We start from the raw sequence: 14,362 nt of genomic DNA, 5'->3' as shown, positions 1-14,362 counted from the left end.
TCCTCATAAAAATGTGCGGCATATTAGCTATTTTTACCTAAAATTTTGGTACAGCAATATGACGATCAAGCGTATCAATCCACTCTTGTTTGCTATGATCGTATGTTTTTATGCTAACAAAATTTTCCTCTAAAAACAACGAATTTGTCCAAATAATATCTTTATTCATGTCACTGTTGTGGATGTTGGTGACATGTTCATACTGATTGACTTTTGAGGCAAAACTTGCTTCTTTCGCAGAAGTATGTGTATGTCCACTCACCCATAAAAAAAGTTGTGGGTTTGCTTGGAGAAGTTCGTGAATTTTCTTTTTAGGTTGAGCAACAAAATTAGGAGTATTGACCCAACGGTTATACGTCTCTAAGGTATTATCAAGAGGTGCATGAAAAAAGACAATTGTTGGCATTTTAGGGTGTGATTGAAGCTCTTGCTCAAGCCAAGCCAACTGTTCCTTTGAGAGTTCTGCAAGATGGTTGGGATCGTCTGCTGAGAGAAAAAGAAGCAGATAGGACTCTTTAACCATACTGTAGTAAAGTTTTGGCAAATTAAATGTTGTTTGAAAGCGTTTTAGTTTTGCCTCTTGAATTTCTTTTGAAGCGTGTTGAAGCTTGTCATTGCTGTCTAATTCGTCCATGTAGATAAAATCATGATTGCCTGTAATGACAGAAAGAGACTTTTTTAATTTTGCAAAATAGGTTTTTATATAAGTATATTCCTCAACAGTGCCTGTTTTAGAACAGAGATCACCCATAGCCACAACCATGTCAACGTCTTTCCATTCATTGATATGCTCTAAAACTTCCTCTTTCATTTGAGGATGTTTTCCTGGGAGATGAGGATCTCCCAAAACCACAATGTGTGTTCCGCCATAAAGACTAAGGGCGGTTAAAAGCCCAAAGAGTAATTGTTTTAACATACGCTGTCCACTGCCTTTTGCATGCGATTTAAGATGGTTTCTAAAACACTTTTTTGTGTTCCAAAGTTTAATCGTACAAAATTTTTGTCGCCAAAAGGTTCCCCATCACTCAGACCTACACCGTAGTTCAAGAAAAATTCATAAGGGCTTTCTACCCCAAGAGCTGACGCATCGATCCATGCTAAAAATGTAGCCTCTTGATCTAGAAGTTTTAACTTTGGATTGCGCGCTACAAAAGCTTGTACCATTTTAAGATTCTCTGCTAAGTAGAGACGTAACTCACTTAGCCATGCATCGCCCTCTAAGTAGGCTGCTTTAAGTGCCGTAATGCCCAAAAGATTGATACCTCCGACCATACTTCCCATAACTCTTTTGAAATTTTTACGAAGTTCAGCATTAGGAATTACAGCAAATGAGGCTTGAAGTCCTGCAATATTAAAGGTTTTACTAGGAGCCATGAGCGTAATGCTTTTTTGTTCTAAATCAGCACTTAATGAAACGATAGGGATATGTTTTGCTGATGAATTTAACAATAAATCAGCATGAATTTCATCAGAACAAATCGTTAGGTTGTGTTTCAGACAAAATGCACCCAATTGTTCTAGCTCAGCTTTTGTAAAAACAGTTCCTGCAGGGTTGTAGGGATTGCACAGCATAAAGAGTGAACACGTAGGTTTGATAGCTCTTTCCATGGCTTCAAAATCCAAAACCCAGCGATTATTTTCTTCTTTCATACGAACCGCTAATACTTCTTTATTGGCATGACGAGGAGCTTTAATAAAATGCGGATAAATAGGCGTTGTGGTCATAACGCTTTGTCCTTCTATCGTTAAGCATGCAATATTCATGCTACTTACAACACCATGTGTAAAGACAAGCCACTCTTTTTTAATTTCCCATTGATAATGGTGTTTAAGAAAAGCAATGATGGCATCATACGTTTCATTATCGATGTCGGTATAGCCAAAAACACCCTCAGCAACTCTTTGTTGCAATGCCTCTATAACACATGGAGGTGATTTAAAATCCATATCAGCTACCCATGCAGGGATAACATCCGCTCCTTTATATTTATTCCATTTTTCACAGGGAGTTTTGGTTCTATCGACGATCTCATCAAAATTAAACATACAAATTGTCCTTTAGACTTCTTTTACAGCTCTTTACAGTGTGAGAAGCATGAAATGATGCTAGATTTAGCCAAGAATTTTTGAAGCCCTAGCCAAAGCTAAGGCGAAAAAATCATTGGTTAAAGATAGTCTTTAGAGCATGCTTCCCTTTGGGCGTTTAAATTTTGCTAAAAAGCTGTGTCGATGCTCCTTGAATTAGCTTTGGCTAGTCCTTTGTCACATCTTCTTGCTTTTTACCAAACCTTAAACGCTCACATATGCAAAGAGTTGTAAAAGAAGTCTTGTTTTTTAGTGTAATGATTGTAACATATTTTCCCAATTTGAACTTTAGAATTAAAGGTGAAAAAATGACCTATGTCATTATTGCAGTTGTTATTGTTGTCTTTTATCTGCTTACAAAAAACTATCAAACAGAAGCGTACCAGCATATTAATGTCGATGTAAAACAGACATTAAAAGGTGATTTACGTGAACATGAAGCGGGGCTTTTGGTTTCACTTATGGCAAAAGTGGCAAAAGCGGATGGCAGAGTGTGTGAACTAGAAGCTGAACTCTTAAAGCATACTTTTACGGATATTGCACGTGTCTTTGAAAACAGCGATGCCGTGCGTGATGAACTAAAAGCAATTTATCAACAAGAGATGCAAAGCTTTGATAATACATTGGTTGTTTCACAAAAATATCTCAAACTTACTAAAAATGACTATACCAAACGCCTTAAAGTGATGGAGTATCTGCTCAATCTTGCTTTTATTGACAATGAGTTTTCTCAAACGGAGTTTATGATTACTGAGGATATTGCCAATGCTTTAGAGATTAAGCGAGCTGATTTTGAAAGATTGATCTCTGCTTTTGAACAATTTTACGCTAATAAAGCAACACAAACTCAAATGGGAATCAAAAATGCCTATGCCATTTTAGGTGCAGATGAAAATGAGGATATGGAAAGCATTAAGAAGAAGTATCGCGCTCTTGTTAAAGAGTATCATCCTGATATTCTTATGGGGCAGGGAAAAGATCAAAGTATTATTGATGCAGCAACCACAAAGCTTCAGGAGATTAATGAGGCCTATGAAATGATTAAGAAGGAAAGAAATTAGATGTTATCCACACCTTTTGAAAAACATATTTTAAGTATGTCAGTTTTAATGACACCCGATAAAGCAAACTTTTCAGGAAATGTTCACGGAGGAGATTTGTTAAAACTTCTCGATCAAGTGGCGTATGCGTGTGCATCACGTTATTGTGGACATTATGTTGTAACAATGTCCGTAGATCAGGTTATTTTTAAACAATCCATTCCTGTAGGAACATTAGTGACGTTTTTAGCAAGTGTAAATTATACAGGGCGTACTTCTATGGAAGTGGGCATTAAAGTTATCGCTGAAAATATCCAAAAAGGAATTGCAACCCATACAAACAGCTGCTTTTTTACAATGGTTGCCGTCGATGAACACGGTAAACCAGTACCTGTTCCTCCACTAGCACCAAAAACAGATGATGAAATTAGACGCTTTAAAGAGGCAAAAAAACGAAGAGATATAAGACTGCATGGATGTGAATGTCACGAAGAGAAGAAGCCCTGTTAAAGGGCTTCTTTTAAAGTTCAGATTCGATTAACGCTTGAAGCTCTTTAAATCCAAATTTAAGGAGTGGTTTGCCATTGACGAAGAACTCTGGAGTTGCTTTAACGCCAAGAGTTTTTGTATCGGCAATATCTTGTTTAATGAGTGCATCAATCTCAGGTTTTTTCATATCATCTTTTAGTTTTTCAATATCAATCCCCGCTTCAGGTAAAAAACTCCAAATAAGCCCGATATTAGGCGTATGATGACTTGCCCATTTGTCTTGGTACTTGTAGATGACTTCAATGGCTTCAAGGTATTTTCCTTGTAAACGTGCCGCTTCAATCATCGCTACAACATAGTATGAGTCTGTATGAAAAGGAGCATAACGAAAAACGAGTTTGATCTTATCTGGGTTTTGTTTGAGAATATTTTTCACAAATGGATAAAAACTTCTACATGTTTCACATGCAGGGTCAAAAAACTCAACAATTGTTGTTTTAGCATTTGGATTGCCTAGAACAAAAGCATGAGGACGCATCAGTGCCGTAGTTTTTTCTCCTGTAACGCTGTGATCTGCGTTTTTATAAAAATAACTTCCTCCTACAAAAAGAAGGAGAAGAATAAAAAGAGACGCAATGACAATGGTCTGTTTTTTCATGGGTTAAGAAGCCTTTCGTTTTAAAAATAGTAGTAATACAAAAACAATAACAAATGAAACTAACGATAGAAACTGAATCGTAATAAACCCAAACCAGTTAATATAATCACTGGTACATGAAACACCTTGAGAACAAGGAGCAACGCTTTCTGGTAGTATGCCATAATAGAGCAGATTATGATAAATTGCAAAGAAAAGCCCTATAAGAACAATTGGCATTGCGTATTTGAAAACATTTTTATCGTTGCTAAAAAGTGCGACGAGAAAAATAACTGTTAATGGGTACATACAGATGCGCTGATACCAGCACATAACACAGGGTGGAAAGAGCATGATTTCACTGAAAAAAAGACTTCCAAGTGTCGCAATCATCGCTGTAAGCCAACATAAAAAGAGTGTTGCCCAGAGAAGATTTGACGATTTTTGTGGTTGGGACATTAAAGGCTCCAAATTTTTGGGTATGGTATTTAATCGTTACTAAAACCAACGTATTGTAAAATAAATAAATAAACAAATATTTAACACGTTAAAAAGGAAAAGTGTGAGAGCGTTAATTAGTGTCAGCGATAAAACGGGGATTGTTGAGTTTGCTAAGGATTTGGCGACATTAGGTTTTGAGATTATTTCAACGGGCGGAACATACAAACTTTTAAAAGAAGAGGGCATTAAGGCTCTTGAAATCAGTGAAGTAACGAAATTCCCTGAGATGTTTGATGGACGTGTAAAAACGCTCAATCCTATGATTCATGGTGGAATTTTGCATAGAAGAGACTTACCTGCACATGTTCAAGTTGCAAAAGAGCATGGCATCGAGGGTATTGATCTTGTATGTGTTAATCTGTATCCGTTTAAAGAGACCATTGCTAAGACTGATGATTTTGATGACATCATCGAGAACATTGACATTGGTGGTCCAGCGATGGTAAGAAGTGCGGCTAAAAACTTTGCAGATGTTATGATTGTGACAGATGTTTTAGACTACGACAGAGTCATCGAAGCGCTTAAATCTGGAGAAAATACCTTAGAATTTAGAAGAGATTTGATGATTAAGGCGTTTGAGCATACAGGTGCGTACGATAGCATGATTGCTAACTATATGAACAAGCGTTTTAACAATGGTTTTGGGGATAAACAGTTTATCGTAGGAACCAAAGCATTTGATACTCGCTATGGTGAAAATCCACACCAAAAAGGTGCTCTATACGAATTTGACTACTTCTTTACCAACAACTTTAAAACACTTAAAGGTGAAGCAAGCTTCAACAATATGACTGACATTAACGGTGCTGTTCAAATTGCTGCTTCTTTTGGTGAAGCTCCAGCGGTATGTATTATCAAACATGCTAATCCATGTGGCTTTGCCATCGGTGGTGATTTGTTAGATAGTTATGTTAAAGCTCTAAAATGTGACCCTGTTTCAGCGTACGGTGGTGTTGTAGCGATCAATGGAACACTGAATAAAGCACTCGCTGAGAAAATCAATGAGATTTTCGTAGAAGTCATTATTGCAGCGAATGTTGATGAAGATGCTTTACATGTTTTTGATAATAAAAAACGTATCAAAATCTTTACACAAGAGAGTAAATACCTCGTTCTTAGTGAAGATGCATATGACTTCAAACACGTTGATGGTGGTTTTGTATTCCAAGAGAGTGATATGGTCAGTGATGATGAGATCACAAATGCAAAATGTTTAACAACACGCCAAGCAAGCAAACAAGAGATGTCGGATCTTGAAATTGCGTATAAAGTGGCAAGCCTTACCAAATCAAACTGTGTTGTGTATGTAAAAGATAGCGCTATGGTGGCTATTGGTATGGGTATGACAAGTCGTGTCGATGCAGCAAAAGCTGCTTTACGCAAAGCTGAAGATATGGGCATTGATGTCAGTGGTGCAGCACTTGCGAGTGAAGCATTCTTCCCATTTAGAGATAGCATTGATGCAGCAGCAGCAGCTGGTGTGAAAGCGATCATTGAGCCAGGTGGTAGTATTCGTGATGAAGATGTTATTGCGGCTGCAAATGAGCATGGAATGGCACTTTACTTTACAGGTGTACGTCACTTTTTACATTAATATACTCTTTTTTAGGAGCATGAAAATGCTCCTTCCTCCTTTTTTTGAGACTCCTTTCCTGCTGAAATTTTGATACTTTTTTGATGCCATCTGCTTTATAATCTTTTTTGTGCTTAGTTTACATTAAAGAGGAAGTTGTATGACATTACGCGAACGCATAAAAAATGAAATGATGGTCATCAAGGCATTGGGTGTTGTTTATGGTGATATTGGAACGAGTCCTATTTATACATTGACGGTTATTTTTTTAATTGTTCCTCCTACGGTAGAGAGTATTTTTGGGATGTTGTCATTTGTCTTTTGGGCTTTAATTGTTTTAGTAACTATCCAATATGCATGGCTCGCAACGAGTTTGAGTGAAAAAGGTGAGGGTGGAACAGTTGTTTTGGTACAAATTTTAACACCGTATCTTCAAAATGCTCGTATGACAGCTATTGTTTCAGCATTAGGTTTTATAGGGCTTTCATTAATGATTGGTGATGGTGTTATCACTCCTGCCATTAGTATTTTAAGTGCAGTTGAGGGTATTTTGTTGATTCCTCATTATGAAGAGACTCCACGCCTTTATCTTCTCATTTTTGCTTCTATCATTGCTTTTGGGCTTTTTCTTGTTCAAAAAAAGGTGTAGAAAAAGTTGCTTCTGCCTTTGGTCCTATTATGGTACTGTGGTTTTTAACGCTTGGTTATGTAGGTTTGTGGTACATCTTACAAGAAAAGAGTATCTTAATGGCAATGAATCCCATGTATGCGATTCATTTTGCGATGAATTATCCTCTGATTACGTTTATTATATTAGCAGATATTGTCCTTGCAACTACCGGTGGTGAAGCATTGTATGCCGATATGGGGCATTTAGGAAGATTGCCTATTTTGAAAGGATGGATTTTTGCCTTTTTAGCATTGGTATTTTGTTACTATGGACAAGGTGCATTTTTGCTGACACATCCTGACTTAACAGGAAGTCCTTTATTTGAGATGATGCAAGAGTTTGCTCCTATGTTGTACATTCCTTTTCTCATTTTAACCATTATTGCCACTATCATTGCATCTCAAGCCATGATTAGTGGTATTTTCTCAGTTCTATATCAAGCCATGACAACACGTATTTTCCCTCATTTTAGGGTGGAATATACCTCTCATGAACTTCGCTCTCAAATCTATGTGAGTTCTGTGAATTGGTTTTTATTTTTTTGTGTCATTGTGATGCTGTTTATTTTTCAAGAATCCAGCCAGTTAGCAGCGGCTTATGGTCTCGCAGTTTCAGGCGCTATGAGCATTACCGGTGCCTTAATGAGTATGATTTTTTTCTATCGTCAATCATGGATAAAAATGGCATTTGCTGTTTTTTCAGCGATGACCAGTTTTGTGTTTTTTACTTCATGTCTTTTAAAAATTCCTCACGGTGGTTTTTGGTCTTTGCTGATTGCTTCAGTACCATTAGGTCTTATTATTTTATATACGGAAGGTCAAAAGCGTCTTTATTCTTCATTTCTATCCGTTGACAAGGAAGCGTTTTTAGAGGAGTATCAGGTGCGATACGCAAAAGAGTCCCATATAGAGGGAACTGCGCTTTTCTTTGCTCGAAAAAAAGAGAATATTCCTGCGTATATTCCCAAAACCATGTTTCAAAACGGGATTATGTATGAGCAAAATGTCATTGTGAAAATGAAGCCAACCAGTGAGCCTTTAGGTATTGAGTGTGAATTTTCTCATTTAGCGCCTGGTCTTGATCTTTTAGTCATTTTTGTAGGATATATGGAAGTTTTCAATATGGAAAAGATTTTGAAAAGCCAAGGTATTAACGAGCGAACGATCTTTTATGGTGATGAAGAAATCGTATCACATTCTATTTGGTGGAAACTCTATGCGCTCATTAAGGATATGTCTCCAAGTTTTGTTAGTTTTTATAATTTTCCAAATGAAAAATTGATCGGTGTTTCAAGACGAGCAGTGATTTAAAACTAATTAAGACAATATTTCTCTTTTTCTTGATGTAGATTAAGGAAAATTGTTTCTTGTTGCATTATAGTTTCATTAAAATTTAAAAGGATGAAACTATGATGACTCCAGACAATTATCCTCATGACGCAAAACTTTTACATGTAGAAAATACAACAGTTCCTTTTTTCTCATATGTACAAGATGGTATCGAATATATAAGCTTTGATACGTCTATGTGTGTGCCACCAGAACCAATGGTCAATGCTATGATCGCACTTGAGCTTCTTGATAGTGCACAAAAAAAAGTAGTGATGATCAATCATCGCTCGCCAGTAGGCTTACTCGCAAAAGTACAATCATTTTATGATATTGCTGTTACAGAACTTGAAGGTGGAAAACTTCAACTCATTTTTTCATACAAAGAAGGTGTCAGCGATAAAGTGGATTTAAGTCAAAAACAGTGTGCAGGATGAGTTCATGAAAGTCTCACTTGCCACTGAAATGGCTCCTCCCTTTGTGTTGGTTGCTCATTTCTTTATCGCTGGAATAATCTTTTTAAGTCTTAGCGGTGTTGCTCTTTTGATGATGAGTTCTGATATTTCAGGATATATTATCTCATCCTCACTCGCAGCGTTTTCACATTTGTATCTACTTGGTTTTGTGATGATGGTCATCTTTGGTGCAATGTATCAGCTTTTACCAGTCGTTCTTGAAGCGCCCATTTTTTCTAAAGACTTCGCATATGTACAGTTTTACATGTACATCGTTGGTTTTTCGTTGATGGTAAGTGGATTTACTTTTAGTGATCTTCATTTGCTAATCCCTTACGGTGCGGTCATTACGTACCTTTCTATGTTGATCTTTTGTTTTAATGTTTTTATCACTTTTTATCGTTTGGAAAACATTACGCTTGTGAGTAAGTTTTTACTGATCGGTACTATCTTTTTATTTATTTCTGTTACTTTAGGCTTACTGATAGGGATGAGCTTAGGACATGGACTCCTTGCCATTGATATAGATGCGTGGGTTAAAGCCCACATTATAGGAACTCTTGGCGGTTTTGTTATGATGATCGTCATGGGTGTTGCTATGGTGCTCATTCCGATGTTCTCACTCTCTCATGGTTTTGAAGAGAAGTGGATTAAGGCTGCATTATATTTACAAAGTTTCGGTGTTGCACTGAGCATGATCTCTTTGATTGCGGAATTTCCATTGTTTATAAAAGCAGTTGCACTCGTTTTAATGGTAGCAGGTATTGGTTGTTTTATCGTACAAATAGTCATTATCTTTAAACAAAGAGCACGAAAACAGAATGATTATTGGGCTAAAAATGTGATGTTTGCATTAACGTGCCTTGTAGCTTCTGTGGTTGCGTGTACACTTTATTTTATTTTAGATACGCCTTTTATGGGGATGCTTGCAGGAGTGCTTTTCTTCTTTGGATTTTTGCTCTCTTTTATTGTTGGACATATTTATAAGATTTTACCTTTTTTAATTTGGTATGAAAAATTTTCACCGCTCGTTGGAAAACAAAAAGTACCACTTTTGCATCAAATGATTCATACGAAAATTGCAGATGCGCAGACATGGATACTTTTTATCTCTATTATCGTGTTATGCTTAGGTGTCATTTTTCAATTAGCTGAAGTATTTTTTATAGGAAGTGTGTTGCTACTGATCTCACTAGTATTAGTGGCTTTTAATGCAGTCTTTGCATTTAATTATAAAATTAAGGAATAACCAATGATGATTACAGAAGAAGATGTATACAATGCAATTTCAACCGTGATTGACCCAGAAGTTGGGTTTGATATTGTCTCACTAGGACTTATTTATGGTGTTAAAATTGAAGATGACTCTGTACATGTTACGATGACACTTTCAACTAAAGGATGCCCATTGCATGAACTTATTCAGCAGTGGACAAAAGATGCAGTTTTAAAAATTGATGGTGTGAAAAATTGTGACATTGAAATTGTTTGGGAGCCAGCTTGGAATATAACAATGGCTAGTGAACGTGTTAAAAAGGAACTGTGTGGCTAATTTGTGTCATTTTAAAGATATATTGATTTCAAAATCAAACAAATATATACTATAATAAAAACTGATTTTTGATTTTGGAGGCGAAATGGATTTAGTGACAAAAGTGCACCGTGAACATATAGAGATTATCGTCACAGGGACAATTAAAACAATAGCAAATGCACAAGCGATTAAAGAGGCAGTGAACAAAGCGCACCAACAACATCCAGATGCCATCATAAATCTTATGATTAAAGACTCTTTCATCATTACTTCTTCGGTGATAGGCTTTCTTATGAAGTCAATCAAAATGGATAAAATGAATCTATATGTCAACGTAGGTTCTGAAGAGCTTTACACAATGTTAGATGATATGAATTTGATAGAAGTTATGAATGTACGAAAGGGCTACACATGCGTAAAGGAATAGGTTTAAAGATAGGTTTGACACTCATTCCTTTGTTATTGGGTAGTTTTATCATTTTACAGTTTTTTATTGTAGGGGAGTTCAAAAAATCTTCTCAAATTCAAAGCGAAAACAACCTCAATTTGCTCAGTCAATCGGTTTTTCAAACCGTACGTGCGGCAATGAATTTAGGTGATAGAGCCCTCATTGAAAAGTCTTTAAAAGACGCTGGTGAAATGAAAGGGATAAAAGAGCTCAAAATTCATCAATCTCAAGTTGTACTCGATACCTTTGGAATCAATGCAAAACCTTCCACTGATCCTGCAGTTGTGGATATCTTCAAAAATCCAAAGCAACATAACATTACTTTGGATGATGACAAAGGTCATCGTCTGAGACTTCTTAAACCATTAGTTGCAGAACAAGATTGTTTAGCCTGTCACGCAACATCTCAAAAAGGAGATGTTCTAGGCGTTATGGATATGACATTTTCGTTTGATGAAATTGATGCCTATATTAAAGATGTTAGTTGGGAATTGATTAGCATTTTTGCTCTTTCATTGCTCTTGACTTCTGTGCTGATTATGTGGGTTTTAAAACGCGTTGTTGGCGATCCATTGGGCATTTTAATGGAACGTGTACATGACCTTTCAAGTGGAAATGGTGATTTGACAGCACGTGTTAAGATTAGTAGTCAAGATGAGATGGGTGATATCGCAAAATATATCAATATTTTCATCGAAAAAATTCAATCTATCATTTTAAGTTCACAAAAAATTTCACAAAATGTTGAACATACAGGCGAAACATTGAATATGAATGCGTCAGAGTTTTCCAAAGGTGTGGTTGAACAAGCTCAGCAGATTAAGATGTCATTTGACTTGATGAAAGATATTGAGACAGATTTAGACCTTTCTGAAGAACTTGCCATTCATACGGTTGAAGACAATCACTCTTCGTTTAGTGTACTCGAAAAAATGAGTATTGCGCTTAATGAAGTTGTTCAAAAGATTAATGGCGCAAGTGAGTCAGAACAAGAGATGGCACATCAAATCCAAAATGTTGTTTCTCAAACGGATCAAATCAAGGGCGTTTTGGCAATGATCAAAGATATTGCTGACCAGACCAACCTTCTTGCCTTAAATGCAGCTATTGAGGCAGCACGTGCAGGTGAACATGGACGTGGATTTGCTGTTGTTGCCGATGAAGTTAGAAAATTGGCTGAGCGTACTCAAAAATCACTTGCTGAGATTGATGCAACGATTAGTGTTATCGTTCAAGGGGTAACACAACTTAGTGGAAATATGGAAGTAAATGCACAAAATATCAGCCTCATTTCTCAAAATGCATTCGAGGTTCAAAGTGCGACAGAAGAGACTAAAAATCGTACCATTGAATCCATTGAAGTTTCTAAAAAAGCTTCTAAGAAAGTTGTTGAAATTTCACATCTTACCAATCAAATGATGGAACAGATGAAAAAAACACTTAGTTTATCGGATAACAACGAAAAAATCGCTATTGAACTTTCTCACATTTCTCAAAGAATGTTAGAATCTTCTCAAAGCCTCGATTCAACTCTTTCAACATTTAAAGCATAAAAAGCAAGGAGGCTTTAGCCTCTTTGCATCATTTCAACTTTTTCTTCTATCTCTAATAACTCTTCAATCATCGGTTCTAAAAGCGCTTCTTTCTCTTCAAGGTTTTGACTTAGTTTACTCAGCCCAATTTTTTGATAACACTCTGGATCTTCAAGACATTTTTTAATAGAAGCAATCTCATCTTCTAAGGCTTGAATTTGGGTTGGAAGCGTTTCAAGAGCACGTTGTTCTTTATAGCTTAATTTAGTAGGAGCACTCTCTTTTGTTTTTTGAACTTTTGGCTCTTCTTTTTCATTTGAAAGTAGATCTTGATTTGACTCCATAGCTTCAAGTTCTTTAATCTCTTTTTCAATCTCTAAATATTCGCTGTAATTCTGATAACTCTCTTCAATCAAACCTTCGCCTTTAAAGACATAGAGCTTGCTTGCGATCTTATCAACAAAGTAACGATCATGGCTTACAAAAATGACAGCACCACCAAAGCTTTGAATATATTCTTCTAGAATATTGATGGTAGGAATATCTAAATCATTTGTTGGTTCATCTAAAATCAAACAATCGACTTCTTGTGCAAAGAGGAGGGCTAATGCAACACGATTTTTTTCTCCACCACTTAAGATGCCAATTTTTTTATTGAGATCTTCTTTGGGAAAAAGAAAATTTTTGAGATAGCCAAAGACATGCATATTTCTACCTTTGACATCAACTCTATCCCCGCCATTTGGGCAAAAAGTTTCAATAAGGTCTTTGTTGTCATCAAGGGAGGTACGTTGTTGATCAAAGTAACCGATTTTAAATTCACCTTTATTAAAATTACCACTATCAACACTCATGTCGCCGAGTAATATTTTAAGCAGTGTTGATTTTCCTGCACCATTTTTCCCTACGATTGCGATACGATCTTTTTGTAAAATTCGTGTGCTAAAATCTTTAATAAGGAGCTTATCTCCCAATTTTTTATGAATGTTATACATTTCAAAAAGCATTTTTTGTTTATTGATAATTTTCTCACCATTAAAATTATGTTTTTCCCTCTCCAATTCAAGTTTAAGCTTTTTCACCAAAGAAGGATTTTTCTTTGCAGACTCACGCAGTTCAAAAACACGCTGTTTACGTCCTTCATTACGTTTGAGACGTGCTTTTACGCCACGCCTTAGCCACTCTTCTTCACCTTTAAGATATTTGAGGAGATTTTCATGCTGTTTCTGTAAAGAGAGAATAAGCTGTTCTTTACAGGTAAGATAATTTTCATAGCCACCTTCAAAACTTCTGACTTTCCCATCATCAATTTCAATAGTACGTGTTGCAAGATGGTCGATAAAATAACGATCGTGTGAAATGAAGAGGAGCGTAAATTTTGATTTTAGGATCATCTGTTCTAAAAACTCAACCATATAAACGTCTAAATGGTTGGTCGGTTCATCAAGAAGCAATATATCTGGTTTTTGAAGAATGAGTCCTGCTAGGGTTACACGACGTTGCTCACCTCCACTTAAGAGGTTGACATCGCTTTGTTCAAATTGCTTTAGATCAAACTCTTGTAACACTTGTTCAATTTTTTCATCCAAGCTCCATGCATCATGTACATCTAGGAAGGAGACAAGTTGGCTTTGTTCGCTTAAAAGAGCTTCATTGTGATAGTCATGTTCTAAAAGTTTTAATACGTCTTCATAGCGCATTTTTGCTGCTTTAAGTTCTCTTAACTCTTCTTCGATGGCTTCTCTAACGTTCATTCCCTCTTTAAAACGAGGTGTTTGATCTAACATTCCAACCTTGATGTTTTTTTGAAGAATTCTTCTTCCTTCATCTGCTTCTAATGTGCCATAAACGATTTTCATCAGCGTGGATTTTCCACCACCATTTTTACCGATAATGGCAACACGTTCACCTTCGTGGAGCGAAAAATCAATATCTGTTAAAATTTTTTGTGTTTCGTATGCTTTACTAATGCCAATTAAATCTAAGAGTGCCAAGATATACCTTATTTCATTTTTTGCGCGTATTATACCATTAAGATAAAGATGTATAGAAATGGGGTAGAGCGTTTAC

Annotated in this window: 14 protein-coding genes and 1 pseudogene; 10 read left to right on the top strand and 5 right to left on the bottom strand. The window is 36.3% G+C overall.

Annotated features, from left to right (window positions below):
* Positions 1 to 37: 37 nt before the first annotated feature.
* The gene (locus UCH001_RS07990; RefSeq protein ID WP_067176655.1) at positions 38 to 916 is read right to left on the bottom strand and encodes a metallophosphoesterase; all 879 of its coding nucleotides are present in this window, start codon (positions 914 to 916) and stop codon (positions 38 to 40) included.
* The gene (locus tag UCH001_RS07985) at positions 910 to 2,046 is read right to left on the bottom strand and encodes a MalY/PatB family protein (RefSeq protein WP_067176653.1); all 1,137 of its coding nucleotides are present in this window, start codon (positions 2,044 to 2,046) and stop codon (positions 910 to 912) included. Before UCH001_RS07985 ends, UCH001_RS07990 begins: the two co-directional genes overlap by 7 nt.
* Before the next feature lie 347 nt (positions 2,047 to 2,393).
* Between UCH001_RS07985 and UCH001_RS07980 the strand changes: the two genes are divergently transcribed.
* Together UCH001_RS07980 and UCH001_RS07975 are read left to right on the top strand one after the other, a co-directional pair.
* The gene (locus tag UCH001_RS07980) at positions 2,394 to 3,146 is read left to right on the top strand and encodes a TerB family tellurite resistance protein (protein ID WP_067176649.1); all 753 of its coding nucleotides are present in this window, start codon (positions 2,394 to 2,396) and stop codon (positions 3,144 to 3,146) included.
* Complete coding sequence (locus UCH001_RS07975) at positions 3,147 to 3,635, top strand: acyl-CoA thioesterase (protein ID WP_067176646.1); 489 nt, start codon at positions 3,147 to 3,149, stop codon at positions 3,633 to 3,635. It abuts the gene before it with no gap.
* A gap of 10 nt (positions 3,636 to 3,645) precedes the next feature.
* Here UCH001_RS07975 and UCH001_RS07970 read toward each other — a convergent pair whose 3' ends face one another.
* Both UCH001_RS07970 and UCH001_RS07965 read right to left on the bottom strand, forming a co-directional pair.
* Positions 3,646 to 4,272 (bottom strand): thioredoxin domain-containing protein, encoded by a 627-nt coding sequence (locus tag UCH001_RS07970; protein ID WP_067176643.1) that lies wholly within the window; start codon positions 4,270 to 4,272, stop codon positions 3,646 to 3,648.
* Between the two features lie 3 nt (positions 4,273 to 4,275).
* Positions 4,276 to 4,710, bottom strand: a complete 435-nt coding sequence (locus UCH001_RS07965) for a disulfide oxidoreductase (RefSeq protein ID WP_067176640.1) — start codon at positions 4,708 to 4,710, stop codon at positions 4,276 to 4,278.
* 103 nt (positions 4,711 to 4,813) lie between these two features.
* Between UCH001_RS07965 and purH the strand changes: the two genes are divergently transcribed.
* The 8 genes and pseudogenes from purH to UCH001_RS13500 all read left to right on the top strand — a co-directional run bounded on the left by purH (position 4,814) and on the right by UCH001_RS13500 (position 12,313).
* Positions 4,814 to 6,346 (top strand): bifunctional phosphoribosylaminoimidazolecarboxamide formyltransferase/IMP cyclohydrolase, encoded by a 1,533-nt coding sequence (gene purH / locus UCH001_RS07960; RefSeq protein WP_067176637.1) that lies wholly within the window; start codon positions 4,814 to 4,816, stop codon positions 6,344 to 6,346.
* Between the two features lie 139 nt (positions 6,347 to 6,485).
* Positions 6,486 to 7,777 (top strand): annotated as a pseudogene (locus tag UCH001_RS13580) (KUP/HAK/KT family potassium transporter); the annotation flags it as partial.
* Positions 7,778 to 7,966: 189 nt separating this feature from the next.
* Positions 7,967 to 8,305, top strand: a complete 339-nt coding sequence (locus UCH001_RS13575; protein ID WP_371258016.1) for a hypothetical protein — start codon at positions 7,967 to 7,969, stop codon at positions 8,303 to 8,305.
* 98 nt (positions 8,306 to 8,403) lie between these two features.
* Complete coding sequence (locus UCH001_RS07950; RefSeq protein WP_231963914.1) at positions 8,404 to 8,760, top strand: hypothetical protein; 357 nt, start codon at positions 8,404 to 8,406, stop codon at positions 8,758 to 8,760.
* Positions 8,761 to 8,764: 4 nt separating this feature from the next.
* Positions 8,765 to 10,027, top strand: coding sequence for a hypothetical protein (locus UCH001_RS07945; RefSeq protein ID WP_067176634.1), 1,263 nt, complete (start codon positions 8,765 to 8,767; stop codon positions 10,025 to 10,027).
* A 6-nt stretch (positions 10,028 to 10,033) separates the two neighbouring features.
* Complete coding sequence (locus tag UCH001_RS07940; RefSeq protein WP_067178497.1) at positions 10,034 to 10,330, top strand: metal-sulfur cluster assembly factor; 297 nt, start codon at positions 10,034 to 10,036, stop codon at positions 10,328 to 10,330.
* A gap of 85 nt (positions 10,331 to 10,415) precedes the next feature.
* A complete protein-coding gene (locus UCH001_RS07935; protein ID WP_067176633.1) occupies positions 10,416 to 10,739 on the top strand; it encodes a hypothetical protein in 324 nt (107 codons plus the stop codon).
* Entirely contained in the window at positions 10,724 to 12,313 is a 1,590-nt protein-coding gene (locus tag UCH001_RS13500; protein ID WP_067176630.1) for a methyl-accepting chemotaxis protein, read from the top strand. Before UCH001_RS07935 ends, UCH001_RS13500 begins: the two co-directional genes overlap by 16 nt.
* A gap of 14 nt (positions 12,314 to 12,327) precedes the next feature.
* On the opposite strand, the gene UCH001_RS07925 is transcribed toward UCH001_RS13500, so the two are convergent.
* A complete protein-coding gene (locus tag UCH001_RS07925; protein WP_067176627.1) occupies positions 12,328 to 14,286 on the bottom strand; it encodes an ABC-F family ATP-binding cassette domain-containing protein in 1,959 nt (652 codons plus the stop codon).
* Between the last annotated feature and the right edge of the window lie 76 nt (positions 14,287 to 14,362).

This window comes from Sulfurospirillum sp. UCH001, assembly GCF_001548035.1.
Taxonomy (GTDB): domain Bacteria; phylum Campylobacterota; class Campylobacteria; order Campylobacterales; family Sulfurospirillaceae; genus Sulfurospirillum.
This window is presented reverse-complemented; position numbering and strand designations above follow the sequence as displayed.